Origin of the sequence: Erwinia psidii, from assembly GCF_003846135.1 — a bacterium.
GTDB classification, from domain to species: Bacteria; Pseudomonadota; Gammaproteobacteria; order Enterobacterales; family Enterobacteriaceae; genus Erwinia; species Erwinia psidii.
The window spans coordinates 243,322-267,352 of the sequence record NZ_RHHM01000002.1 but is presented as its reverse complement, the minus strand read 5'-3'; the positions used below and the strand labels follow the sequence as shown (position 1 = coordinate 267,352).

24 protein-coding genes are annotated in these 24,031 nt (G+C 53.3%); 10 read left to right on the top strand and 14 right to left on the bottom strand.

Going from position 1 to position 24,031, the window contains the following annotated elements:
- Positions 1–68 precede the first annotated feature (68 nt).
- Complete coding sequence (locus tag EB241_RS03885; RefSeq protein ID WP_124231896.1) at positions 69–1,253, bottom strand: diguanylate phosphodiesterase; 1,185 nt, start codon at positions 1,251–1,253, stop codon at positions 69–71.
- Positions 1,254–1,938: 685 nt separating this feature from the next.
- Here EB241_RS03885 and EB241_RS03880 point away from each other — a divergent pair.
- Positions 1,939–4,428: a type III effector HrpK domain-containing protein gene (locus tag EB241_RS03880; RefSeq protein ID WP_124231895.1), complete on the top strand. Its 2,490-nt coding sequence runs from the start codon at positions 1,939–1,941 to the stop codon at positions 4,426–4,428.
- 1,047 nt (positions 4,429–5,475) lie between these two features.
- Here the strand turns inward: EB241_RS03880 and EB241_RS03875 are convergent.
- From EB241_RS03875 to sctW, 13 genes are all read right to left on the bottom strand, one after another.
- Positions 5,476–5,859 carry an acyl-CoA thioesterase gene (locus EB241_RS03875; protein ID WP_124231894.1) on the bottom strand — a complete coding sequence of 128 codons (384 nt, stop codon included), beginning with the start codon at positions 5,857–5,859 and terminating at the stop codon, positions 5,476–5,478.
- Between the two features lie 18 nt (positions 5,860–5,877).
- Positions 5,878–6,315: a GNAT family N-acetyltransferase gene (locus tag EB241_RS03870; RefSeq protein WP_124231893.1), complete on the bottom strand. Its 438-nt coding sequence runs from the start codon at positions 6,313–6,315 to the stop codon at positions 5,878–5,880.
- A 117-nt stretch (positions 6,316–6,432) separates the two neighbouring features.
- Positions 6,433–7,515, bottom strand: coding sequence for a type III secretion system export apparatus subunit SctU (gene sctU, locus EB241_RS03865; protein ID WP_124231892.1), 1,083 nt, complete (start codon positions 7,513–7,515; stop codon positions 6,433–6,435).
- Positions 7,515–8,312, bottom strand: a complete 798-nt coding sequence (gene sctT, locus EB241_RS03860) for a type III secretion system export apparatus subunit SctT (protein WP_124231891.1) — start codon at positions 8,310–8,312, stop codon at positions 7,515–7,517. Before sctT ends, sctU begins: the two co-directional genes overlap by 1 nt.
- A gap of 1 nt (position 8,313) precedes the next feature.
- Positions 8,314–8,574, bottom strand: coding sequence for a type III secretion system export apparatus subunit SctS (sctS, locus tag EB241_RS03855; protein ID WP_124231890.1), 261 nt, complete (start codon positions 8,572–8,574; stop codon positions 8,314–8,316).
- A gap of 7 nt (positions 8,575–8,581) precedes the next feature.
- Entirely contained in the window at positions 8,582–9,235 is a 654-nt protein-coding gene (gene sctR / locus EB241_RS03850; protein ID WP_124231889.1) for a type III secretion system export apparatus subunit SctR, read from the bottom strand.
- A complete protein-coding gene (locus EB241_RS03845; RefSeq protein ID WP_124231888.1) occupies positions 9,232–10,248 on the bottom strand; it encodes a FliM/FliN family flagellar motor switch protein in 1,017 nt (338 codons plus the stop codon). The genes sctR and EB241_RS03845 overlap by 4 nt, the downstream gene beginning before the upstream one ends.
- The gene (locus EB241_RS03840; protein WP_124231887.1) at positions 10,248–10,718 is read right to left on the bottom strand and encodes a type III secretion system HrpP C-terminal domain-containing protein; all 471 of its coding nucleotides are present in this window, start codon (positions 10,716–10,718) and stop codon (positions 10,248–10,250) included. Before EB241_RS03840 ends, EB241_RS03845 begins: the two co-directional genes overlap by 1 nt.
- Positions 10,718–11,161 (bottom strand): type III secretion system protein, encoded by a 444-nt coding sequence (locus tag EB241_RS03835; RefSeq protein ID WP_124231886.1) that lies wholly within the window; start codon positions 11,159–11,161, stop codon positions 10,718–10,720. The genes EB241_RS03840 and EB241_RS03835 overlap by 1 nt, the downstream gene beginning before the upstream one ends.
- Positions 11,148–12,512, bottom strand: a complete 1,365-nt coding sequence (sctN, locus tag EB241_RS03830) for a type III secretion system ATPase SctN (RefSeq protein WP_124231885.1) — start codon at positions 12,510–12,512, stop codon at positions 11,148–11,150. The genes EB241_RS03835 and sctN overlap by 14 nt, the downstream gene beginning before the upstream one ends.
- Positions 12,506–13,444 carry a type III secretion system inner membrane ring subunit SctD gene (sctD, locus tag EB241_RS03825; protein ID WP_124231884.1) on the bottom strand — a complete coding sequence of 313 codons (939 nt, stop codon included), beginning with the start codon at positions 13,442–13,444 and terminating at the stop codon, positions 12,506–12,508. Before sctD ends, sctN begins: the two co-directional genes overlap by 7 nt.
- On the bottom strand, positions 13,423–15,576 hold the full coding sequence (gene sctV / locus EB241_RS03820) for a type III secretion system export apparatus subunit SctV (RefSeq protein ID WP_124231883.1): 2,154 nt from the start codon (positions 15,574–15,576) through the stop codon (positions 13,423–13,425). The genes sctD and sctV overlap by 22 nt, the downstream gene beginning before the upstream one ends.
- Positions 15,577–16,743 carry a type III secretion system gatekeeper subunit SctW gene (gene sctW, locus EB241_RS03815; protein WP_124231882.1) on the bottom strand — a complete coding sequence of 389 codons (1,167 nt, stop codon included), beginning with the start codon at positions 16,741–16,743 and terminating at the stop codon, positions 15,577–15,579.
- Between the two features lie 276 nt (positions 16,744–17,019).
- Between sctW and EB241_RS03810 the strand changes: the two genes are divergently transcribed.
- The 9 genes from EB241_RS03810 to sctL all read left to right on the top strand — a co-directional run.
- Positions 17,020–17,568: an RNA polymerase sigma factor gene (locus EB241_RS03810; protein ID WP_124231881.1), complete on the top strand. Its 549-nt coding sequence runs from the start codon at positions 17,020–17,022 to the stop codon at positions 17,566–17,568.
- A 147-nt stretch (positions 17,569–17,715) separates the two neighbouring features.
- Positions 17,716–19,212, top strand: a complete 1,497-nt coding sequence (locus EB241_RS03805; protein ID WP_124231880.1) for a PAS domain-containing sensor histidine kinase — start codon at positions 17,716–17,718, stop codon at positions 19,210–19,212.
- Entirely contained in the window at positions 19,205–19,846 is a 642-nt protein-coding gene (locus EB241_RS03800; RefSeq protein ID WP_124231879.1) for a response regulator, read from the top strand. Before EB241_RS03805 ends, EB241_RS03800 begins: the two co-directional genes overlap by 8 nt.
- Before the next feature lie 359 nt (positions 19,847–20,205).
- A complete protein-coding gene (locus EB241_RS03795) occupies positions 20,206–21,186 on the top strand; it encodes a sigma 54-interacting transcriptional regulator (protein WP_124231878.1) in 981 nt (326 codons plus the stop codon).
- Between the two features lie 249 nt (positions 21,187–21,435).
- Entirely contained in the window at positions 21,436–21,666 is a 231-nt protein-coding gene (locus EB241_RS03790; protein WP_124231877.1) for a hypothetical protein, read from the top strand.
- 67 nt (positions 21,667–21,733) lie between these two features.
- A complete protein-coding gene (locus EB241_RS03785) occupies positions 21,734–22,099 on the top strand; it encodes an EscI/YscI/HrpB family type III secretion system inner rod protein (protein ID WP_124231876.1) in 366 nt (121 codons plus the stop codon).
- 6 nt (positions 22,100–22,105) lie between these two features.
- The gene (gene sctJ / locus EB241_RS03780; RefSeq protein ID WP_124231875.1) at positions 22,106–22,879 is read left to right on the top strand and encodes a type III secretion system inner membrane ring lipoprotein SctJ; all 774 of its coding nucleotides are present in this window, start codon (positions 22,106–22,108) and stop codon (positions 22,877–22,879) included.
- Positions 22,872–23,462, top strand: coding sequence for a type III secretion system protein (locus EB241_RS03775; RefSeq protein ID WP_124231874.1), 591 nt, complete (start codon positions 22,872–22,874; stop codon positions 23,460–23,462). The genes sctJ and EB241_RS03775 overlap by 8 nt, the downstream gene beginning before the upstream one ends.
- Positions 23,456–24,031: type III secretion system stator protein SctL (sctL, locus tag EB241_RS03770; protein ID WP_124232033.1), on the top strand; the 576-nt coding region annotated here is incomplete at its 3' end. The genes EB241_RS03775 and sctL, both read left to right, overlap by 7 nt.

The window sequence follows — 24,031 nt, the reverse complement described above, 5'->3', positions numbered from 1 at the left end:
TGTACCGCGCAGGCAAGGGCGAGTGGCCCTCGGTAACTCGCCTCTTGCCCTGAAGCCCCATTATCAGCTCATGGCTGAAGAGTCTCGCGAAACTCCGGCCAGGTCACGGCCTGTGACGGGCCATTTTCGTCAGAGGTAAAGAGCTCGCCCTGAAAGTGGATGATCCCTGCGGCCTCCAGCCACATCCACTCTTCTGCTCTGGTAATGCCTGCCACCGTGACTAAAATTTCAAGTGCAGAACAGCATTTGATAATCGCCTGTACTACCGCCTGTCTGGGGCCACTGCGGTGGACGTCAGCGGTAATGCTGGCATCGATGCGAATGCGGTCTGGCTGGATATGGGTCAACAGTGACAGCCCCGCCGAACCACGGCCAAAGTCGTCGAGGGACAGGCTGATACCCACGCCTTTTAGCGCGCGTACGGTTTCGGAAAATATATCTGAGTCGGGGATAACGTCCGTTTCACTCACCCCAATGACCACCTGTTCAGGCACAAGTCCGGCCATTTCAATCTCTGAAACGAGGGTACGCACTGCCTCTGGCATCACCAGCAAACTCACCGGCAGCTGGCTGATATGCAACGTCATTCCCGGCGGGAATATTTTACCTGTCTCTGCCAGCGCCTGCTTAAATGCCTGCATACCGGTATGAGCGATGCCACTCCCTTGCTTTACGCTACTATCAGCGTGCGGGATCGCCATTTCAATAGCGGTGATCACTCTGGCCATCGGATCAACCACCGGACGTAAAGTCAGGTTTGCACTGACCGGGCAAGGAGAACTGTGCCAGTCAGGGATGAACTCCCACAGTTCTGATGGTTGCACTTCATAATAATTTTCTTTTTCGCGCGATTCGACAAACGTGCGCAGGAACTTCAGTGCGCGGTCATCATAAGTCAGCTGGTATTTTGAGGTGCCTTTATTGAGCACGGCCTGAAGCACGGATGAGCGCTCATGTTCGCGCAAATCAAATAATTCCATTCCGGTATTACCAAACCGGCGGAAAGGGGCATAGTCGCGCATCAGCTCAACCACGTTATGGTGTCGCCGGTCGCGGCAAATACGCTGGTAAACAGTGAGTACGCCTTGCTCCGGTCCTTCGAGCAGCTGAAAAAAATGCGTGCCGTTAAACAACAGGATGCCTGTGACGTCATGAGAAGCATTAAGCATGCTTGCCGCCCCCACCATTCCGGGAAGCGCCCTGATGGGAACGAAGTCTGAGATGTGGCTGCGATAAATTATGGTGGTCAGCATTTATGAGTCCGGTTATTCGAGCATGGGGCTACATTACCATTAAATTTATGAGCAAAACATTTTGCCGGGTAATAAAAATGCCACAGACAGCGACATAAAAAACGACGGGACGCCATTGCACTTAGCAACAAAAATGTCGTCCATAAAATTTAATAAATAATATAATCGGGTTATTATTATTTACCGTTCGCAATAAGCTCTCCACCGTGCAGTAATATTGGTGCAAACGAAGTGGGAATAGTTGGCCCAATAAAAAATAAATAAATCATGTTGATATTTCGAGCCTGTCCCTCCAGGCGTCATTGTCGCAGGCTGTTTGGACACGGACAGCGTGCAAAAAACGGAGCGTACATCAGGTACGTGCGGATGTTGAACACTGCCCAGGGACAAACGGGCAAATAAAATAGCCAGATGGGACAGACTCCTGTCCGGTGCGGATCACCTTTCCTGATACCTTCCTGCCGGTTGGCCGGTGAGTGGTCCTGCGAACAGCAAAGAATGGCTGATTGCAGATAGCAACCAAACTGGTCATTAAAGCTACAATCCCCCATTAACGCAGCATAAAGCATCATTAACAGCAGAATGCGTTATTTATGGGAACCCAGTCTCAAAGTGAACAACATAAGCCCAGTAAAGAAACTTTTTTGCCGTGCCATGCGGCCGGCTTTTTTTTGGGGGAATCAGCATGCGCATTTCGTCAACACCATCATCTTGCAGTCAGAACTCACTTATCCAGTCTGAAATACCGACATCACAAACTACCGCCAAACCGCCCGCTGGTCAGCCTGTCCAGTTTGGCGCTATGTCCGGTCAACAGCAGCAGGCGATGGTGGCCGCCACGCTGACCGGGATGATCAGAGCTGTGTTACAAGCGGTTGTTGCCCAACGCGGGGATGCGACCAAAAATGCGGCGGGCGTGAAGAGTTCACCCCAGGGCAATAATTCCACCGCCACGGCCCAGACCCGTCAAAGCAGTTCACCACAGGCCACCCGCAGTACCACGTCAGCGATAGCGGGCACTGAGGCCACTCCGGCACCATCGACCGGTGCCTCTGGTGCGACCAGCTCCAGCCCGGCCGTCTCCACCGCAGGCGTTGGTGAAACCAAAGCTGCCGCCCCGGTAACAGGCAGCGCCGCGCAGGCAACATCGTCATCCGACGCGGTGGCCAGCACCGATCACTCAGGCGATTTTCTCGATAACTCGCCGTTGTCATCGCCGGACAAATTAAAAAAATGGGAGCCTATGGTGGCCAACCTGCCGGCCGATCAGCGTTTACAGGCGGAAAAAGAACTTAACCGTCCGCTGGCGGCGGCGCAGATGGTGCTCAATGGTGGCGCGGACGCAGAGCGCGCACAGGCATATATCAATGCCAACCCGGCGCTGAAGAATGCCATTGATGCCGGCAAGCATGGCGATAATCCCGATGGCAAAATCACCAAAGCAGATTACAAAGGGTTTATCTCGCGGATGAGCAAAGCGCAGGATGCAGCGGATAAAGATATTACTGATTACCTGAAAAAGAATCCTAATGCCGATGAAGGCTCAAGACAGATGGTGGCAGAGGCGGCGATGCTGCGTGCCAACGGCCCGTTGTTGCGCGTTGCGGGACTGGAAAACGGTAAAGCCGGTCAGGATATGTCCGCAGACGACCTGAAAAACCTGGTGAAACAAAATCCGGGGCTGGCGGGATCCCTGCGTCAGGCGGCCAGCAGTTTCTCTTCACCGGGTCTGCTTGAGCAGCTTGATCAGGGCGGCGTCAGTGGTAAGAAGCTGGCAGAGCACGGCTTCGATAACCGTTTCAGCAGTAAAAATATTGATAACTGGATTAAGAAACAGGCACCCACTGACGGTGCCTCCTTTGCCCGCCTGATCGATCAGGCCGCGTTGGTCAACGCCACCGCTAATGTTGACACCAGCCGTCTGAACAAAGATGTATTTGCGCATCCTGACAAATACAGCGGCGCGGAAAAAGCCGCGGTGATGGTTAAACTGCAACAGACTCTCACTTCGGTTCAGGCCGGACGCGGCCTGCGTAACACGCAAAAAACGGAGCAGGCGCTCAATGATAAGATCGATCAATTGCAAAACGATAAGGATGTGAAGAGCTACCTGAACAAAGCGGTTCCGGCGCAAAGCCGTGCCTTAATCAACGGCGATAAAGGCCTGCGTCAGGCGATGGATCAGCGTTACGGTGAGGTGGCGTCAGGAAAAACCCTTAGCGATGATATGCAGCGTATCCAGACGCAGCAGAAAGACAAAAAATCCGCGCCGGATTACAGCGACGCGCTACAGGGGTTAAATGATGAACTGACTTTGCAGCACGCGCTTCGCGGGGACAGCGTGCCGACGGCGAAAGAGGTTGTTGCCAAACAACCGGCGCTCAGCCAGCAGCTGACCAGTGCCTTTCAACAGCAGATTGCTCAGGGGGGATATGTCAAAGACCATATCAAAGACAAACACGCTGACGCGCAGCAGATCCTGTCGCTGTCCGATATGAAAAAGTCGCTCTATGAAGCGGTGCTGCCAAAACAGGCCACCACGCTGAAGCAGGATGGCTATACCGCCGCGGTGATGGATGCGCTGAAAGTGGGCAAGCGAGGGGTTGATATGCTGAAAACCCTCAAGCAGGCCGGATTGCTTTCCGGTAATGTTAAAAAAATGAGCGGCAAAGAGATGCTGAACTCCGTTAACAACACCCTGAACAAGGATGGCCCGGCAACCGGGATGAAAGGTCTGATGAAAACCGGCATGAGCAGCGCCGCCGGTGTCGCGGGATTGTTTTCGGTCTCAAGCCTGCTGGCCAAAGGTGATAAGGCTGCCGCCGCGAAAGCCATCTATGATGGCGTGCATGGCAGCAGTGAACTGACCAAGCTGGGTGTGGATACCGCGCTGAAAAGTAGTGGCAGAGAAGCGACGGCCAGCTTTGGAAGAATGGCCGGTATGGCGGCCGGAAGGGCAGTCGGCATGGTGGCGGGAGAAGGTAGCGCTATGGCGGCGGCCAGCACCATTGGTGCCGCAGCCGGACCGGTGGGCTGGGTGGTAGATGGCGCACTGGCGATTGGTTTTGGTATCAATTCACTCGTTGGCGCGGTGAACAAACACAAAGAGCAAAAGCGTTTTGACCATAACGTCGATCCGGTACTGGATCAGTTTGGCATTCCTAAGGCGCACTAAACCGGTCTCAGCCTGGGCGATGTTCGGCTTATCAGCGCACTTTCCGTGCGCTGATTTTTTACGTCGATACCGGCAATATACGGCAGGAAACATAATCAACAGCCGGGATAAGACGTTCCTTCACGGCAGTAATGCAATATCATTTTGGGGGTGTTCTGCCGCCGGGAGAGATTACGGCAAGCCCTGGTAGATGATGATCAGCAGAAAGCGCATTTTCTGATCAGAAGCACGGGTTTAGCTCTGGAAGGACATAATGGATTTTTTCTAAAAATTTTCATATTGGGTTATTTTGCTCTGAAGACGAATATTTTTTCAGATCGTGAAGGGCTTTTTCATTTTTAACTGCAATAAGCTTTTGTGCGAAGGGAATGTATTTAATGTCATGAATGGCCAGTTTGAAAGCAGCTTCGCTGCTTTGCCCACAGGTAATTGACTGTTCACAACAAAATAACTCCTTTCAGATTTAATGTTTTTATCTTTATTCATTTTTTAAATAATAACCTGAGTGCTGTATATGGCTGTTTTGGTTTGTTTTTAATGATGAAAAAATCTGATAATAAGCGTTTTATGAGGGGTGTTAATATAAGAGATATAATGGCTGTATCTTCTTTTTATCATTTATTGACAGTGCATCCCATGAACTGCTGCACACCACAACAGATATTTTCTGTCTTCACGGCGTGCGCTGCCTGAAGGTCTGCGGGCAGCGCACGCCATCTTCACGTAACGGGCGTAGATTCCGCTGGCCGTGTCCGCTTTATATTTTGGACTTCGCCAGTCGGACCGTGACAATTATCTCTGGTGGCCAGGCTCTCAATATCACCGGTACTGCACGATAAACCGTTTACTGACCGTTAAACGGCCCGACCCCGGCAACGTTGATGGGTGACAAAGGCAACAGGCCCTGATTCTGCGGCATGGGGTGTCAGGGACAACCTCGCTAATGGAGGCGGGCGATTCCATGCGGCGGTTTAAATAAAGATATCAGTAACGGGATATCTTTTATGACGGCAAAGCAGGCGCATGTGCGCCTGTACAAAGGAGGGGCTATTCGAGGATTGCCGCGAGGCTTGTGGGAATGCCGGGACGACCATTGATCAGGCAGGTAGCGGTAAAGGTTGCTTCAGAAAATACCACGTCATTAACCAGGATCTGCTGGAAAAAATTAACCCGGCTGCGCTTTTCGTTTTTCACCGGCTGGCAGGTGACAATCATCCTGTCACCTGCTTTGAGGCTTTTCTTAAAGCTGAGTTGGTATTCAATCAGCATATGAATCCGGCCCTGCTTAAACTCTTCTTCAGGATCCAGCCCCACTGCTTCCGCCATATAAGCATGACGCGCCCATTCAAAATAGAAAGGGTAGTAAAGACCATCCACCACGCCCTGAAAATCGACATGGCTTGGATCAACGTCGTAGTGTTTGCAAAACATGCCTGTTCCTTAATTGCTTTATGAAAACAGATGAGTCGCAGGCGCCAGCTGCTTAACCAGATAATGCTGGCGATGGTGTTGCGGCATCTGTTCCAGCGTCATTTGCAGCCGGTAGCCCTGCTTTTCATAAAAGTCCCGCGCCTGAAAACTGAAGGTGTCGACGCAAACGCGCTGGCAGCCACGGACGATAGCTTCCTGTTCGGCTGCCTGGAGCAGTCTGGCACCATGTCCATTGCCACGGAGCGCTTCATCCACCCATAAAAAATGAATATGCATCCAGTTTCCCCAGGTAACACCAAGCAGCCCGGCAATTTTATTCCCGTCGTTATCATCAATAAATACGGCCATGTCCTTTATTTCGCCAACATCAACATGTTGTGCATTAAACGCCATCATCTTCTGGCGGATATGGTTAACATCGTCAGGATTGGGGGTGGCGGTCATGATCATATTCATCAGCCATATTCCTTCACATTATTCTCTGGAGTGACCTGTGCCGATCCCGGTTATCCGCGCCGGGCGAGAACCGGAACCTTCAGAAGATAGGTGGCGCAGGACCGGCAAAAGTTCCCGTTATTCCACTTCCAGCTCGATCACCTCATCGATAATTTGATCGTCCAGCTCACGTAACACCCGGTAAACCTGAGCGACCGCCTGCAATGTATGACGTGGGATCATCTGTCCTTCGTCTGAACGGTACAGCGTCCGTGCCAACCAGATAAAGCGGATCACCGGAATATTGGCCTTCTGTGCTCTGGCAATCAGTTCTTTGGCGTCCTTATCCTCACCTTTACAGATAATGCGCGGCAGTGGGGTTAACTCCGGGCGGTAATAGAGCGCCACCGCATAGTGCGTAGGGTTGACCAGCAGGAGATCGGCCTCTTCCACCGGCTTGCTCTTGACGGGAGCCGCCGGTGCATTCAGTAACTCATGAGCCACCGCGTGACGGTGGCCTTTCATGTGCGGATCGCCCTCAGACTGTTTATGTTCGTCACGAATGTCCTGATGGCTCATTCGTTGCTGCTTGATAAAAAAGTATTTTTGCAGGCCGAAGTCGAGCATGGTCAGCACCAGCAGCGTCAGCAGCGTCTGACGTGAGACGCGGGTCAGCATCACCTCCACTGCGGGCCAGAAGCTGTTCAAATCGCCGTAAGCGAGCCGGGCGAGAGATTCAAGATCCGGCGTGAGCACCAGATAAAAAATGGTACTGATGGCGGCGGCTTTCAGAATGCTGTTGAGCATATCGGTCAGTTTTTTGACCGAAAACATCTGCTTAAACTGGTTGATGGGATTCAGGCGGTTAAAGTCTGGCGTCAGCGCTTCCGGGGCAAACAGCGGACCGTACTGGATCCAGCCCCCGATAATACGCAGCAGTGCCGCCACCGCCACGGTCAGACCACAGAACGTGGCGACCAGGGTCAACGCGGTGCCGACCACTTCGTTAGCCGCCAGTTCGAAAGGTTCATTAAGGCGGGACAATGGCAGCATCATCAGCGCCTGCAGCTTTTGCATCCCAACATCATCCAGTGCCAGCACCATTTCCACCACGCCGGCGCAAATCAGCAGTTTCGGTACGTCCTGGCTTTGGGGAACCTGACCTTTACGGCGTGCGTCCTGAAGCTTTTTCGCCGTGGGTTTTTCCGTTTTTTCTGACATCAGTGTACTCCCAGCATCAAGGGTAACAGTTTGCTCAGGTCCGGGAGCAATTGTAAACGACTCTCGCCGAGGGCATTCAGCGTGGGGATATAAAGCACAAAAAACAGCAGGCCGACCAGGCATTTTGCCGGTACGGAGAGAACAAACGCCTGTAACTGAGGACTGTAAAGGCTGAGCACCGCAATACTGAAATCGAGCAACAGCAGCAGCGCCACCAGCGGGCCGGCATAAATAATAATATGGCTGAAGGTGTCTGCCAGCATCGACAGGTATTGCTGAAAACCTTCCTCATGCGGCAGAGGTAACCATTGCATCACCGGCCAGATACGGTAACTGTCCCAGATAATCTGCGTAACGCCGCTTAAACCGAGCGAGAGGATCAGCAGCAGGATGAGCGTTTGCTGTAACAGCAGGCCGAGCGGCGTCACATCGCTGCCCAGCGCCGGGTTCAGCTGGCCACCAATCAGCGCGCCGCGCTGGTTATCAAACAGGGCGCCAACGGACTGAAACAGCCAGAAGGGCATACCGAGCATCAACCCCAGCATAATACCGACCACCACCTCTTTCAGGATCAGACCGATAAGCTGCGGCCATTCTGGCATCTGCATCGCCAGCTGGGCCTGAAGGCCGAGAGCAGGCATCAGCGCCAGCGCCAGCACTACCCCGGTACGAACCATGCCCTTGAGGATATTGAATGAAAATACCGGGACGAGGATAAGACAGGGATAAATGCGTGCCGCACCCAGCGTCAGTGCAAACAGGTACTGGTAGATGGTGTGAATGGCATCGCTGGCCATATTATGCCCCGGTCTGAGGGATCATGGCGAACGCCTGCTGCGCCAGTTCAATCAGCTCTACACCGATCCAGCGGCCACTGAGCGCCAGCGCAATCCCCACCGCGACCAGTTTGATGGCGAACGGCAATGTCTGATCCTGCAACTGCATCACCGCCTGCAACAATGACACCAGTACGCCAACAATCACTGCCACCATCAGTGGCGGTGCCGAGAGCAGCACCACCAGCAACATAGCCTGTTTGAACAGATTCAGTATTTCCATGCGTGCCTCAGAGATAACTGTAAAATAAGCCGTCGAGCAGGCGGGTCCAGCCATTGATCAGCACAAACAGCAGCATTTTCAGCGGCAGTGACAGCGTCATGGGGGCCACCATCTGCATACCCAACGCCAGCAGCACGTTAGAGACAATCAGATCGATAACGATAAACGGAATGTAAATCAAAAAGCCAATCTTGAAACCGGCCTGCAATTCAGACAGCACAAAGGCCGGGATCACCAGCAGCAGGTTATCTTTGCTGACATTCTCCGACATCTCTTTTGGCCACATCTGTACGCTGTTTTCCTGCAAATGGATCAAAATATCGGGGTCGGTATTGTGGGTCATAAATTTCTGTAACGGTGCCACGCCATTGGTGACACTGGTTTTCAGGTTGTCCATACTGGATAAATCAGCGGGAGCCTGGGTGAATTGCTGTTGCATCTGGTTAAATACCGGTGCCATCACAAACAGCGTAGCGGCCAGCGCAATGCCATAGAGCGCCATATTCGGTGGCACCTGCTGCACACCGATGGCATTGCGGGTGATCAGCAGCACCATGGAAATCTTTAAAAAGCAGGTGCAGACGATCATCAACATTGGGATCAGAGACAATGCCCCAAGAAACAGGGCAAAGGTCATCGGATCAAACTGTTCTGTATTCATCCTGCCTCCTGCTGCGAGTTCAGCAGCAGCTGGGTGAGCTGTAATCCCAAATGGCCTTCCACATCCACCAACTCGCCACGGGCAATCAGCGTCTCGCCGTGATATAACCCGGCCTCTCCTGGCGTCACGTTTTCCAGGGTCAGCACGCTACCTGCCTGTAACTGTTGCAGCTCGCCCAGGCTGAGGATGGTACGGCCACAGCGAACCTCCAGCGACAGCGGCAGCGAGGCCAGCTGGGGAGCATCGTCAGCACTGACGTGTTCAGGTTGCGGATCAGAGTGAAATTCATCAGCAGCATGAGGATTCAAGGCGGTACTCTCCAGATGATTAATCAAAAAATGGTGGGGCAACTGCAATTCGCCATATAACTGCTGCCCGGCAACGATCAGGCTTCCCTGGCCATCCGGGGTAAAAAAACTGACCGGCGGAACCAGCAGACAGCCGGTACTCAGTGCCTGCAACTGGTGAGTGCTCAGGGTGATGCGCCCCAATACTAACGGCTGGGTATAGGCCAGCCGCGTGGGTAACGCGACCTGGTTTGCGTGCCAGCCAGGCTGATTCAGCCAGTGTGACAAACTGGCGTGACTGAAATATAGCTGACATTCCGCATGGCGCTCGCCCAACCTGACGTGCAAGCGGACGCACAGCCGATCCTCTTCCTGCGCTTCACCGGGTTTAAGTTCGCCAAATAACAGTGCCAGTTCCGGGCTGAGATACTGATTATATAAAGCCCATTGCCAGTCGTCCTGCGCCGGAACCGTGCCCTGGAACGACAGCGGGGACAATGACAGCATATTAAGCACTGGCGCGGCATTTGCCAGCGAAAAATTGCCAAGTGCGCACTGCCAGTGACTGGTAGCCTCTGCGGGTGAATGGTGGCCTGGCAGCAGACAGACAGCCCCCGCTTCACCGCCCAGGGTAAAAGGGAAATAATGCGCGCGCGCAAGCTGGTTTTGCGACCGTGCGCTGGCGCGACTGATACGGGGAAAATGCAGCCGGGTCACTTCACTCATTATGCGTTTCCCTGCTCAATTCTCAGACGAACCGGGGCGGAAAGCGACTGGCTCAACTGACGGCGGCACTGAATTTCCCGCCGCTGCCAGAAACGCCACACCTGCGGTGAAAAACGCAACGAAATTTCCCAGCCCACCGGCTGGCCTCGCGCCAGCGTCACATCGACTTCACCTGCCTCCGGTAACAGCAGCGTAAACGCACAGTCTTCATCTGCGTTATTGGCGATGTGTTCGTGCAGCTCCTGGTGCAGCATCTGCCAGTCAGGGGAGGGCGCTTCATCGTGAACCGTAAGTTCTTCCGGCGTAAATTCAGTATTACTGGCAAAAAACAGCGAGCCTGGTGCGGTCAGTGCCTCTTTATTGTCCTGATGGCGCAATCGGGTTGCTGGCAGACGTTCACGGTAGCGCTCATCCGGCTGAGGCTGTCGCTGTGTGGGCGGCAGTCGTTCAGGATATCCTGACGTATTCATCACGCTTCCTCCAGGTGTTCAGATAAGTATTCCAGCTTTTCCACCGCTTTTTGCTGTTCACGCGCCCATTGGGTCGCCTGTTCCAGTTCAAAAGAGGCCTTTTCACAGGCGCGTTCCGCCTGATGGCATTGCTGCTGTTGCTGGCCCACCGCCTGTAAAGCGCTCATTTCATTGTTCAGGTGGCGGGTAAGTTTTTCCTTTGAAGACTGCTGCTGTAAACGTTCACGCTGCTGCTGGTAGTGTTGCTGATCCTGTACCAGTTGTTCTTCATGGGCCTGTTGCTCAGTCTGAGCCTGTTGCAGCCCGGCCTGCTGTTGACGTTGCAAACGTTGCGCACGATTAAGCCGCTGGCGACGGATGGGCATCAGCACGTTCAACGCCTGTTGCAGGCTCAGTCGCTGGATGTCCGGCTGCGGCTCAAATTCATCGTTAATCAGGGGCATGGGCGCTGACCTCCGCAAGTTGATACAGGATTTGTTCTAAATCGTCAGGCTCGCGCATCGACTGACGCAGAAAGCGATTAATAATGTCGTTAGCATTAACGGCGGCATCAGTCAGGCTGTCATTGCCAGGCTGGTACTCTCCCAGGCGGATCAGCATCTCCACCTGCTGATACGCCGCCATCAGGCTGCGTATGCGCCCGGCCTGCATCATATGTTGACGTTGTACCACGTTGCTCATGGTACGGCTCAGGCTGGCCAGAATATCAATCGCGGGGTAGTGATTGCGTTCCGCCAGACGGCGGCTGAGTACGATATGGCCGTCAATCAGCGAGCGTACCTCATCGGCTACCGGATCGTTCATCGAGTCCTGTTCGATCAGCACGGAATAGAGCGCGGTAATTGAGCCCTGTAGGGTCTGTCCCGCCCGTTCCACCAGCCGTGGCAGCAGAGTATAAACCGACGGAGGAAGTCCGCCGCGGCCCGGTGGTTCACCGAGCGCCAGACCGATCTCACGCTGGGCACGGGCAAAGCGGGTCAGTGAATCGACGATCAACAGCACGCTTTTGCCTTCGGCACGGAAGGCTTCCGCAATGGCGGTGGCGGTAAATGCCGCTCTGGCACGTTCCATACTGCTTCGATCAGAAGTCGCACACAGCAGTACGGTACGGCTACGTAATTCGTCATCCAACTCGTGATCGAGAAATTCACGCAGTTCACGACCACGTTCACCGATTAGCCCAAAGACGATCACATCGCAGGGGGTGTTACGCGCCAGCTCTGCCAGTAGGGTGGTTTTACCACAGCCGGCACCGGCAAAGATGCCGACACGTTGACCGTTGCCGATGGTCAGCAGGCCGTCAATGGCCCGTAACCCGGTAGGGAGCGGGGTGGCGATACGCGGGCGTTCGGTCGGCGGTGGCGCATCACTGAGTACCGGCACGGCACGCACTTCTGTGCCCGGCTCGGCAAATGCACTGTGGCCATCCGGCTCCAGCGGACGACCAAAACCATCCAGCACGCTGCCAAGCAGCCGGTCGCTGACGCAGATGCTGTGCGGTAAATAGAGGGGAATAATGGTGGCGCCCTGAGAAATCCCATCCAGCGCCCCCAGTGCCGAGAGCAGAATTTTTTCCGGGCTGAAGCCAACAATCTCTGACAGCACGCTGCTGCCATCGCTGCGCTGAATACGGCACAAATCACCGATTCGCGCATCCGGCAGGCTGCATTCGATCAGGATGCCGCTAATGCCGGTCACCCTGCCGTAACGTTTGACCGGCGCATAGTTGCCCAGACGCTGCCGCTGTTGTTGTGCCCAGTGCGTCAGATCCTGCTGTAACGCACTCATTACCATTTCACCCTGATGTTTTCACGTCCGGCAAATTCAATGCTGTCGGTGTTAATGGATACCAGACGCAGCTGATCCACTTCATCGCCGATAAAAATGCGCTGTCCACCATCGGTCACAATATTGGCATGAGGACCGCTGGTGATCTGGACGATGTTAAACGGCAGACGTGAGTTAATCGGACTTGCCTGGTTATGAATGGCCAGACGGACGTCAAAATGGTGGTAAAAAGTTCTCATCATGCGTTGCAGGCGCTGGTTGTCCTCATCGCTGAGATTACCGTTTAACGTCAGGCTGTTTTTGTCGGAAGAGATGGTGACATTCTTTTCCAGCCCGCGGTCTAACAGCATACTGGTCAGTACCTGGCGGGTACGCTCCACGCCGGCCAGCGCGGGTTTGCCCGGTGTCGGTGGGGCGGAAGGAGATGCCATACTGGCGTTTAACAGCCAGCTGCCCAGCAGCATCACCAGCAGCAGGGTCAGTAGCAGATAAATGGCTTTTGCCCAGATCGGCAGCGGCTTTTTCTCTGCCACGGCGACAACCGACGTTTCCTGCGTCGTGGCGAGCATCGCCGGTTCATCGGCCTGTGGCGCTGCCTGCTCCTGTCCCTGTTCCTGCACCGATTCGTCGGCCTCTTCCGGCCAGGGGGTGGCGGCGTTGACAATACTCAGCCAGATATGGCCGATGGCAAAAGCCGTGCCGGGCTGTACATCGGTCAGCTCTTCGCAGCGCTGGCCCTCATTGTCGTTCAGTGGCCCTTCAAGCGCTTTTACAACCCAACCCTGCAGGGTTTTGAGCAGCTGGCAGTGGCGATCTTTAATTCCCGGATCGTACAGCGCGAGATCGGCATCTTCTGCCGCACCAATCCACCATTGTTCGCCGCTCAGGGGCAACGCTGCACCGCGGTGCAGCCCGGTCAGTACGCGTAATTCATGCATGAGTCATTTTCCTGGAGGTCTGGCGGTGATTGTTGTAAATCGAACCGTCCCAGCACATTAATGGCAACATTGCTGGTTAATTCTGCAAAGGAGAGCACCGGTACAGCATGGAACTCATCTTTCAGCAGTGAGCGCAGTGGACTGCGTAAATCCTGGGCGACAAGGATCAGCGCCTGATTATTATGGTAAGCGGGGAACGCCTGGCGCATCTGATGCAGCAGGTTGATGCCATAGTCCTGAGCCAGCGCGAAGAAGGTTTCACTTTGTGCCTGGCGTAGGGAGTCGCGCAACAGCTCTTCGGTTTCCGGCGTCAGCAGCCAGACATCCAGCCCGTTAGGTTGTAGATACTGGTGGCAGATATGTTCCTTCAACGCGATGCGCACGAAATCAGTCAGCGCCGCGCTGTCACGCTCGTGCTGGCCATGCTCAATCAGGGTTTCAGCGATGGTTCGCACTGAACGCAGTGGAATACGCTCCGAGGCCAGACGCTGCAACACGGCCGCAAAGCGGGAAAGTGGCATAATGCGTTGCAGCTCCTGTGCCAGCTCCGGCTGCTCGCTTTCCAGCCAGTTAAGGATCGATTTACTCTCCTGCAAGCCGATAAATTGCGCACCGCTCTGATGAATAGCCTGTTCCATGCGTAACATGATCAGTTGTGAGGCATTCCACGCGCGCTGGTCGTCCTGTTGCAGCATCGGATGCTGTGGATTCAGCCAGTACCAGTGCGTTTCATCTCGCTCAGCCACACCGGGTATCGCCGGGTAGTCATCATTTACCCCATGCTCACTGATATAGGCTTCCATTGCGCCGGTTCTTACCGCCAGTTCCTCAACGGCAAAGGTGGCGGTGACCAGCGGAATTTCATACACACAGAAACGAAATTCATCATCGCCCAGCATCGGTGAAAATTCGATATCAAAGCTGGGCAGGGTAAAGCCAAAGTGGTAAACCAGCCGGTTACGCAGTCGGCGTATATCCTGAATCAGGGCCGAGGCCGCCGCACTGCTGTGGTGGCTCTGGCTGAACTGCAACAGAAAGGCACGGGTAGGGTTGAAGCGGCGGAGATCCTGATGGCCGTTGTCCTCTGGTGACAACTGTTGCGCCTGGCGCTGATCCGCTTCCTGCTGACTGGTTTCTTGCCTGGTTCGCCACAGCTGAAACAGACCGCTGCTGAGTGCCACGATACTGATAACAATAAAGACGGCGGTGGGCATTCCCGGCAGCAGTGCGAAACCCAGCATCCCGGCGGCTGACATAATCCAGGCTTTCGGCTGGCTGGTCAGCTGCTCGGCGATTTCGCGACCAATATTCGCGTCAACCTGCTGGCCGTCGGCGGAAACGCGGGTAATGATCATCCCGGCGGTCAGGGAGATAAGCAGTGCGGGGATCTGTGCGATAAGACCGTCACCGATGGTCAGTACTGAATAGATATGCATGGCGGAGCTGGCATCCATGCCATTTTGCAGTACGCCGATGGCAAAACCGCCGATCATGTTGATAAACACAATCACCAGTCCGGCAATGGCATCGCCTTTTACAAACTTCATCGCGCCGTCCATTGCACCGAACAGCTGACTCTCTTTCGCCAGGTTTTCCCGGCGCTGACGCGCCTGATGTGCTTCAATCAGTCCCGCGCGCAGGTCGCTGTCAATGGACATCTGTTTGCCCGGCATCGCATCGAGGGTGAAACGTGCGGCCACTTCCGCCACACGCTCCGACCCTTTGGTGATCACCAGAAAGTTCACTACGGTCAGGATCAGGAAGATAACCAGACCCACCGCCAGATTACCGCCGACCACGAAATTACCGAAGGCTTCGACGATATGACCGGCATCCTGTTGCAGCAGAATTTGTCGCGTGGTGGAGATCGACAGCGCCAGACGGAACATGGTGGTTAACAGCAGTACCGACGGAAACGTCGAGAAAGCCAGCGGTTTTGGCAGATACATCGCCAGCACGATCAATAGCGATGAAATGCAGATGTTGAGCGCAATCAGCACATCGATAAGGCCCGTAGGCAGCGGAATGATCATCATGAAAACGATCGACATGACAATCGTTGCGCCCACCACTTCGGAGCGCTGCATCGCGCTGATGGCGAGACGGTTCAGCCAGACAAACAGAGAATTCATTTACAACGCCGCCCTGGGTTGTGACAGAGTGGCGCGCGGCTCATGTGCAGCGTATTCACTGATTACCGTGCGCAGGAGATTTAACGCCATCTGGCGGTTTTTGCTTTTATCATCCCGCCACAGTCCCAGTGGAAGATGATAAACCAGCGGTACCAGTCCGCTGAGGAACAGCACCTGATGTTCAGGATGCTGGCCAGCCACATCGCGCGACAGGTTTTGCAAATCGCGCAGGTAAGCGCCATTTCCGCTCAGATTTAGCAGACGGCGGGTCAGCTCTAACGGACTGAAACTGACATCAGGCAGTTTTCCTGCCAGCCGCTTCAGCAGAATTTTACTGGCGGTAAGTGTCTGACTGATATTGCCGGCATCCTGAAGGCTGGCGAGAATTTTTTGCAGTGCGCGACGTGGGATAGAGGAACTTCGTGCAGCAATATCATCAGACAGCGCGCGCTGTAACGTGCGTAGCCCCTGATTGAAATGTACGCTGCCAAAGCTGTTCAGCAGCGCCTCCAGCATCGCATTGCCCGATTGTAAATGGACGACCGTCTGGTAATAGAGCTGGCGCATTGCCTGTTTCTGCGTCGGATCGGTACTGAAGCTGGCAATGGCGTGGGCGGTATTCACCCCGGCACTGACTTCGGCACCTTTTTCCTGATGCAGCAGTTCAAGGCTCTTTGCCGCATTCGTGGTCAGTTCAGTGTCTTGCGCGCGTTGTGCCTGAAGCAGCGTGTGGCGCAACAGCACGTCACAGCGTGCCGGGTCTCCTCCGGCGGCCTGCAATAAGTCGTCCAGATGCGGGGATCCGTTGTTTTGCAGCAGGGTTTGCATCTTCTGATTTTGCATTTCCAGCTGCGCATGCTGTGGATGTTCCAGCAGCTTAAGTAACTCGTCTAATTTCTCAATACGTTCAATATGCTGCATTGCCCGGCTGCCAGGCTGTGCCACGACTTTACGCTGATTCAGTGCTTTGGTTTTCCGCTCAACGTGTTCAGCGAAGGTCATTGAAACCTCTTCCATTGAGTCCTCCAACGGAGAGGACGGCATACGTGCCGACGCGCCGACAGCCGCCGCTGGCGCAACACTGATCGGTGGCATGGCATCTTCCACCTCGCTGACCGGGAGCATATGTGTTGGTTGAATGCCGGGTATAACGGGAGCGATTTTCATCCTGGCGACCTCGATTATGAGACTTGTTGCTAATGTGTGGCGCGATTAGCGCCCTGGTTCCCTGATGATTTTGCTGTCGGAAAAAGTCAGCGAGGCGCTTTGCAAGTAGTTGCAAATTCCCCTGTTCAACCCTGGCAATAACTTGCCATAAAAAGGCAGGGGGAAAATTTAAAACACATATTAATCAATGAATTGAATTGTTTTATTTGATTGGCACAAGCCTTGCTATAGCCATATTGCCGATGGGGCAGAATGGGTAAAATAATGGAGCTTGTTATGTCAGAAATTCATTTGCAGTCCACAGAACAGTTATCAGTCAGTAATACGTTACCGATGAATATCGACTGGGAAAGGATCTTTCGCGAACATGGACGTCGTGTGCATCATTTTATCCGCAAACGTGTTTCCCATCGGGAGGATGCAGAAGACCTTGTGCAGATGACCTGGCTGGAAGTGTTTCGCAATCGTGACAAGTTCGCCGGCGCGTCACGACCGGAAACCTGGGTGTTTGGTATCGCGTTGAATCTGATTCGTAACCATTTTCGCTTGCAATCCGGGCGTCCACGTTATGATGAACTGGAAGATGATATTGTCCTGACCCAGGGCGACGATCCTAGCCAAATTACTGAACATCAAAGAATTTTACACTCCACCCTTAATTCCATCGCCGTGCTGCCAGAAGATACTCGCAACCTGCTGAGTATGCTGGTGGAGAAAGATGGCAGCTATCAGGACATCGCGGCGGATTTGAATATTCCGATTGGTACGGTACGTTCCCGTCTCTCGCGGGTGCGCGTTTCTTTAAAACAGTCCGTTTTTTCATGAAAGTTGGATAGACGAAAAATCCGCTAAATCGTAAAGTGATTTGCACCGTGTCCTGTAGTGTTGTCTGGACACAACCTCAATGCAACGCTGCCAGATTGCAGTTGTGCAACCAGATCAGGTAAACGATGTTTACTGAAAGGAGACGAGATGCAATTTTCTGAGCGACAGTTAAAGACCAGCAGTGAGCCGCTTAAATTGGTCGAGTTTGCACTGAACATGGTGAGAGACGCGGTCTTTCTTATTGACAGCCAGACCCGCTTTTTCTACGTCAATGACGAGGCGTGTCGTATCCTGGGTTATAGCAGCAAAGAATTACTGGAAATGTCCGTTTCAGATATCGACCCGGGGTGGAGCAAGGAAGATATACTTGCCATGTGGCGACGGGTTCGGGGGCAGAGCAGCGGCGGATCTTACTCCTTTGAAACGTATCATAAAAGCAAACAGGGCGAGATGATACCGGTTGAGGTCAGTTCAAATCCTTTTATCTATGAAGAGGGCGATTACAGCATGTGCGTGGTTAAGGACATCAGAGAGCGCAAACATCTTGAACAGATGGCTCATGTGCGGGAACAGGAATTCCGGGTATTAGTTGAGAACTCACCGGATATGGTGGTTCGTTTTGATACGAATCTTAAATGTCAGTATGCCAATCCAGCGGCACTACGGCATCTGCATCTGTCAGCGGAGGAGTTGCGTGGACGCACCTTACGTGAATTATTGGGCGATCTGCCCTGCGTTCAGCATATCGAACGTCTGATCAGGGAAGTGATCGTCAGTCAGATTGAAGCAGAAGGTGAGCTGGTGGAGTCTGACAGTCCGTTAACTGGCGGGACGATTATCAACCATACCCGCTGTGTGCCGGAATTTGATCAACATGGCTGCCTGGTTTCGGTGATGGTGGTCGGGCGTGATATCACGGCTATCCATTACGCGGAGAAAAAGCTGGAAGATTCGCATATGCGACTGCGGCTGTTGGCCCAACAGCGTGAAGTATCACGCGAAGAGGAGCGTAAGCGCATCGCACGTGAGATCCACGATGAACTTGGGCAGCATTTAACGTCACTGAGAATGGGTATTTCACTGCTTCGTATCCAGTTCAGCAAAGACAACCCCCAGCTGCATGAGCGGGTGGTGCATTTGATGGGGCTGGCTGACAAAACCATTCAGGTGGTACGCAATGTGGCGACCCGACTGCGACCAAATGTGCTGGATATGGGGCTAACCCCGGCGCTGGAGTGGTTGCGGGATGAATTTATCAGCCGTCATATTGGCTGTTGCTGTCGGTTGATTGCGCCTGAACAGGAAGTGCGGCTGAATGATGAGCAAGCGACGGCGGCGTTCCGTGTGGCGCAGGAATCGTTAACTAATATTTCCCGCCATGCTCAGGCCACCGAAGTGATTATTTTGATTGTGCGGCATACCAACTCGGTGGTACTGACCGTGCGTGACAACGGACGCGGTTTTGACTGCGAACAGCGTAAAGATAATGCCTTTGGGTTAATGAGTATGAGAGAACGTGGCCGGATGCTGGGTGGCAACGTGGAAATTGAAAGTCATCCGTCAGTGGGTACCCGGGTCACGCTGACTATTCCCCTAAATCAAGTTACTCATAACATTGAAGATTTGGAATCATACAATGGATAATAATATTCGTCTGATGATCGTGGATGACCATGTCATCATGCGTGAGGGGCTAAAGCAGATATTTTCGCTTGATGAACGTCTGGTGGTGGTTGCTGAAGCCGGCAATGGTATTCAGGTGATGGAAGGTCTGCGAAGTGAACAGGTTGATTTACTGCTGCTGGATATGAGTATGCCGGGACTCTGTGGTGAGGATCTGATCACCCGTATCCACCTTCAGTACCCAAAGCTGCCGATCCTGATCCTGACCATGTACAGCGAGCCGCAGATTGCGCGGCGCGTGCTGAAATGTGGTGCACTTGGCTATATCACCAAAGATAACGACCCGGAAACGCTGCTGGCCGCGATTCATCGTGTGGCAAGGGGGCAGCGCTTTATCGATCACGTTCTGGCAGAGCAGATTGTGTTTGATGAGTACACGCAGTCAGGCGAAGTACTGCACGAGCGTCTGACATCGCGTGAGATGCAAATCATGCTGATGTTGGCGCGTGGAGAAGGCGTCAACCATATTGCCGAGGCGTTGGCAATCAGTAACAAAACGGTCAGCACCCATAAATCGCGCTTAATGGACAAAATGATGTTTACCACCAATGCAGACATCGTGAAATATGCTATCAGCCATCGGTTGATTACGTAGGATTGCTCCTATATTGCATTCTGGTACTACCCGCCTCAGTTGTTCATTTCTTGCAAGTCTCCCTAAAAAATATCCTTATTTAACAGGTAAATAAAATGGATGCGGTGTGTAACCGCTACCATTTTGCTGACAAAAAGTAGGGCGATCCTTACCCGTATCCCCGAAAATCCCTTACTTAATCTTCAGCATATGATGATGGTTTCTTAACGTTGCGATGGGTAATTCTTAATGCAAGTGTGAGACGACAGTAAAAATTATGACCCCAATTGTAACTTTGTATGTCTGATACACGAACGGTAACATTGCTGTGTTGGTAAGTGACGTTAATTAAAATAATGGATAGTCAGGGGTAACTTTTTATGAACATCAGGAATAGTGGGCACTCTTTCCGGTCATGGCCGGGACAGGGGGAGCGCATCTCTTTGAGAGAAGAACAACCTATCGATATCCACGATCCGCTGGCGGAGATGATTAAAACCGTTGCGCCATTAAAAATAGATTTAGTCCTTGAAGGGGAAACCGGGACTGGTAAAGACACGTTGGCACGAAAAATTCATCAGCTTTCTGGTTGTACGGGAAAACTGGTCGCGGTGAACTGCGCGGCAATTCCTGAAACGCTCGCAGAAAGCGAGCTGTTTGGCATTAATAACGGGGCCTACACCGGAGCAGGACAGGCGCGTGCGGGTTATGTTGAAGAAGCCAACAATGGCATTCTGTTTCTCGATGAAATTGACAGTATGCCATTGTCATTGCAGGCCAAGATGTTGCGAGTGCTGGAAAACAGAGGTGTCGAACGTCTTGGTGGAACCCGTTTTACGCCGGTAAATATGCGGGTGATTGTTGCAACTCAGACGCCGTTACTGACGCTGGTTGAACGCGGCACTTTCCGCCGCGATCTCTACTTCAGACTTAATACGGTCAGCATCCAGCTTCTGCCGCTTCGCTCACGCATTGAGATGATTATCCCGCTGTTTCGTCAATTCATCGACAAGGCAGCCGCCGAACTGCAAATTACGCCACCTGAAATCACTCAGGAACATTACGAATGCCTGCTGAGTTACAACTGGCCTGGCAACATTCGTGAGCTGAAAGCGGCCGCTGAACGTTTTGCACTGGGATTGTCCCCTTTGGGACTGACATGTCAGTGCAGCAAGGAAAAACCGCAGCTGAAAGAGATGATGCGCCGCATTGAAAAAACCCTTATTCACGATTGTCTGGTGCGTCACGGGCACAGTATTGATAATGCCGCGCAGGAGCTGGGAATGCCTTTACGCACGCTCTATCACCGTATCAAATTACTCAACGTAAACGTTTCCACCGGTGGTATTATCACCCAGTGACCGCCTGTCTCTTTTGACGTCGGGAACGACCGCAAACCCTGATGTGCTCCGGTGCATCAGGGTTTTTTCCTTCTGTTTGTCTGCAGATAAACAGTGAGAATGATAAATGATGGTACAGATTTAAAAAAAAGCGCAAAAAAATAAAGAAAAAATCGAATTACCCTGGAACCGATACAGAAGGACCACCACTTAATTAACGAACATTGTGTGATGTTCCTGAGCACAACCTAAACAATCGGAGAGATTAATATGAGCGGTTTACTTACCAGCCTTACCAGTGGTTCATCTTTGTCAAGCGCGAGCCAGTCTGCATCACAAACTCTGGAAGGAGCGATGAGTGACTCACTGACTCAATCTGCCAATGCCCAGGCATCTAAAATGAAGCTGGATACTCAGAACTCCATTCTTGATGGAAAAATGGACTCTGCTACCAAAGAAATCAACTCCGGCCACAACGCCGCAAAAGCCATTCAGTTCTGATAAATGGCCGGGCGTGTGGTTTCAGCACCCGCGCCCGGTTTGTTTTCGCTGCCGATGAGGACCAGTCATGAAAATCAATGCCGGAAATACCCCCTCTTTAGCCATCAGCACCGGGGATAGTGACCTCAGTTCGGCTGCCACGAATACGGCAGATGCTTCCTGGTTCAGCGCCGCACTGCAAGCGCCGGGCAAGAGCGCGGAAACCCCTGACAATCAATCATGGATCAACAAACTCACCAGCCTGTCTGAAACCGCAAGTGGACAGTCAAATAACGCCGACAGGGCACTGGCAAAAGCATCACGCAGCCTTGACTCAAGAAGCATTATGGATGCTAACCGTACACTATCTTCCTACTACCTGGAAAGCCTGCTCAACGCAAAACTGGTTGGCAAAGGTGTCCAGAGTCTGGAAAAACTGACCAACTTGCAGTAACTCCCTATGGCTAAATTATCTTTCAAGTTACTGCTCTTACTGCCGGTATTCTTACTGCTCGGCTGTAATGACCAGGTCGAACTTAACCACGGCCTGACAGAAAACGACGCTAACGAAGTTGCGGCAGAACTCGGACGCTATCATATCCAGGCAGACAAACGTACCAGCAAAGACGGGATAACCGTACTGGTGGATGCCGCCGAATTAAACCGTGCTGTACATATTCTTGATGCCGCAGGACTCCCACGACCTGCCCGAACCAACCTGGGTGAAGTGTTCCAGAAAAATGGCGTGATCTCGACGCCGCTGGAAGAGCGGGCGCGCTACATCTATGCCCTGTCGCAGGAAGTGGAATCGACCCTCAGCCAGATTGACGGTGTGATTGTCGCCAGGGTTCATGTGGTGTTGCCTGAACGTATCGCCCCAGGTGAACCGGTACAACCGGCCAGTGCGGCGGTGTTTATTAAATACCGTCCCGACCTCGACCCGGATGTCATTGAGCCACGTATCCGACAGATGGTCGCCAGCAGCCTGCCAGGCCTGGCTGGACGGGCAGATAAAGACCTTGCGATTGTATTTGTCCCTGCCGAAACCTATCAGGACAAGCCGCCGGAAGTCTCTTTTGGGCCATTTATGGTCACGCCTGAGCGCTCTGCTCAGTTAAGCTGGATATCTGGCTTCGTCGGTACGCTGATTCTGTTAGTGGTAGTGGGATTCTTCGGCTGGCCGCACTGGAAACGCTATCGTCAACGCCAGCAGCCGGTAGCAAAAGATGAGTGAGATGCTGCCTGCTGACGACCCGACCCTGCGCTGGTTACGCTGGTGGTGCATCGACAGCTGGCTGGCCGCTGATGAGCAGTGGCGGCAGGCCGCATTTTATCAGCTGGATGACACCCGTCTGGCTGCTCTGGCGCAAACGCATCATCCGATGATTTGTCAGCAGTTGCAGTTGACCACCCGGCTTTCGCCGGTGGATGAAGAACTGCTTAACTGGCTGGAGATAACCGCAGAACAACGTCAGCTCGCTTTGTCTCTGGCAGCGGAAGTGTGCTGGCGGGGATCGACCGGGGAAACGCTGTCACCAGATCAACAGCGCTGGTGTCGCCGTGTCGCTCAGGCGATGCGTCCGGGTCTGTGGTTAACGGATGCTGAAGGGCTACCGGTCAGTGACGGCGATACCAATGGTCTGTGGCTACTGCGTCAGCGTGCTGGTCCTGATTGTTGGGGACGGTTACGGCTGGCGTTCCCTCAGGAGAAGGTTCTGGCAGTAGAACAGTTAACGCAACTGAGTGCATTTCCATCACGTCTTTTACCGCTGTGGCAGGCTGTTTTCTGGTATGCCTCGCAGGAGCCACAATGTTAACGCGCAAAAGAATCACTCTGTTGAATGGTGAGGCCGATCTGGCACCCGTGATCGACCTGGCGCGGCTACAAAAAGAGCAGCAGGCGCGTGATATCCTGCAGCAGGCACAGCAGCAGGCTGAACAGCTACTGGCCGACGCAGAACAGGAAGCGGAAAGCATCAGGCTGCACGCGCAGCAAAGTGCCGAGCAGGATTTTTGGCAGCAGGCCAATACCCTGCTGTCTGACTGGCAGCAGCAACAGCAACGGATTGAAACCGATGTGTTGGCGGTGATGGATGAGGTGCTGTCGCAGGCGCTGGGCCAGTTACTGTCGGATATTCCTGAGCCAGCGCGTTTAAACGCCTTACTGCGTCAGTTGCTCCGTGAGAAAACCCAGGCAGACCAGGGCAGTTTATACTGTCACCCATCACAACAGTCCTCCGTCGCGGAATGGTTACAGCGGCATTCACATCTGGACTGGCAGCTGCAACCTGATGAGTCAATGCAGCCCGAAAGCCTGAAACTGGTCACCTCGCAGGGTGAATTGTACCTTGACTGGCAACAGGCCGTGAGTCAGCTACTGCCTGAA

What these genes read in the sequence shown, in the direction of transcription:
- sctS (WP_124231890.1), bottom strand. Translation starts at nt 8,574, where the DNA reads ATGGAAATACTGAATCTGTTCAAACAGGCTATGTTGCTGGTGGTGCTG.
- EB241_RS03795 (WP_124231878.1), top strand. Translation starts at nt 20,206, where the DNA reads ATGAACATCAGGAATAGTGGGCACTCTTTCCGGTCATGGCCGGGACAG.
- sctJ (WP_124231875.1), top strand. Translation starts at nt 22,106, where the DNA reads ATGGCTAAATTATCTTTCAAGTTACTGCTCTTACTGCCGGTATTCTTA.
- sctN (WP_124231885.1), bottom strand. Translation starts at nt 12,512, where the DNA reads ATGGTAATGAGTGCGTTACAGCAGGATCTGACGCACTGGGCACAACAA.
- EB241_RS03840 (WP_124231887.1), bottom strand. Translation starts at nt 10,718, where the DNA reads ATGAATACGTCAGGATATCCTGAACGACTGCCGCCCACACAGCGACAG.
- sctW (WP_124231882.1), bottom strand. Translation starts at nt 16,743, where the DNA reads ATGAAAATCGCTCCCGTTATACCCGGCATTCAACCAACACATATGCTC.
- sctR (WP_124231889.1), bottom strand. Translation starts at nt 9,235, where the DNA reads ATGAATACAGAACAGTTTGATCCGATGACCTTTGCCCTGTTTCTTGGG.
- EB241_RS03875 (WP_124231894.1), bottom strand. Translation starts at nt 5,859, where the DNA reads ATGTTTTGCAAACACTACGACGTTGATCCAAGCCATGTCGATTTTCAG.
- EB241_RS03775 (WP_124231874.1), top strand. Translation starts at nt 22,872, where the DNA reads ATGAGTGAGATGCTGCCTGCTGACGACCCGACCCTGCGCTGGTTACGC.
- EB241_RS03790 (WP_124231877.1), top strand. Translation starts at nt 21,436, where the DNA reads ATGAGCGGTTTACTTACCAGCCTTACCAGTGGTTCATCTTTGTCAAGC.
- sctU (WP_124231892.1), bottom strand. Translation starts at nt 7,515, where the DNA reads ATGTCAGAAAAAACGGAAAAACCCACGGCGAAAAAGCTTCAGGACGCA.
- EB241_RS03845 (WP_124231888.1), bottom strand. Translation starts at nt 10,248, where the DNA reads ATGAGTGAAGTGACCCGGCTGCATTTTCCCCGTATCAGTCGCGCCAGC.
- EB241_RS03785 (WP_124231876.1), top strand. Translation starts at nt 21,734, where the DNA reads ATGAAAATCAATGCCGGAAATACCCCCTCTTTAGCCATCAGCACCGGG.
- sctT (WP_124231891.1), bottom strand. Translation starts at nt 8,312, where the DNA reads ATGGCCAGCGATGCCATTCACACCATCTACCAGTACCTGTTTGCACTG.
- EB241_RS03885 (WP_124231896.1), bottom strand. Translation starts at nt 1,253, where the DNA reads ATGCTGACCACCATAATTTATCGCAGCCACATCTCAGACTTCGTTCCC.
- EB241_RS03835 (WP_124231886.1), bottom strand. Translation starts at nt 11,161, where the DNA reads ATGCCCCTGATTAACGATGAATTTGAGCCGCAGCCGGACATCCAGCGA.
- EB241_RS03810 (WP_124231881.1), top strand. Translation starts at nt 17,020, where the DNA reads ATGTCAGAAATTCATTTGCAGTCCACAGAACAGTTATCAGTCAGTAAT.
- EB241_RS03800 (WP_124231879.1), top strand. Translation starts at nt 19,205, where the DNA reads ATGGATAATAATATTCGTCTGATGATCGTGGATGACCATGTCATCATG.
- sctD (WP_124231884.1), bottom strand. Translation starts at nt 13,444, where the DNA reads ATGCATGAATTACGCGTACTGACCGGGCTGCACCGCGGTGCAGCGTTG.
- EB241_RS03880 (WP_124231895.1), top strand. Translation starts at nt 1,939, where the DNA reads ATGCGCATTTCGTCAACACCATCATCTTGCAGTCAGAACTCACTTATC.
- EB241_RS03805 (WP_124231880.1), top strand. Translation starts at nt 17,716, where the DNA reads ATGCAATTTTCTGAGCGACAGTTAAAGACCAGCAGTGAGCCGCTTAAA.
- sctV (WP_124231883.1), bottom strand. Translation starts at nt 15,576, where the DNA reads ATGAATTCTCTGTTTGTCTGGCTGAACCGTCTCGCCATCAGCGCGATG.
- EB241_RS03870 (WP_124231893.1), bottom strand. Translation starts at nt 6,315, where the DNA reads ATGAATATGATCATGACCGCCACCCCCAATCCTGACGATGTTAACCAT.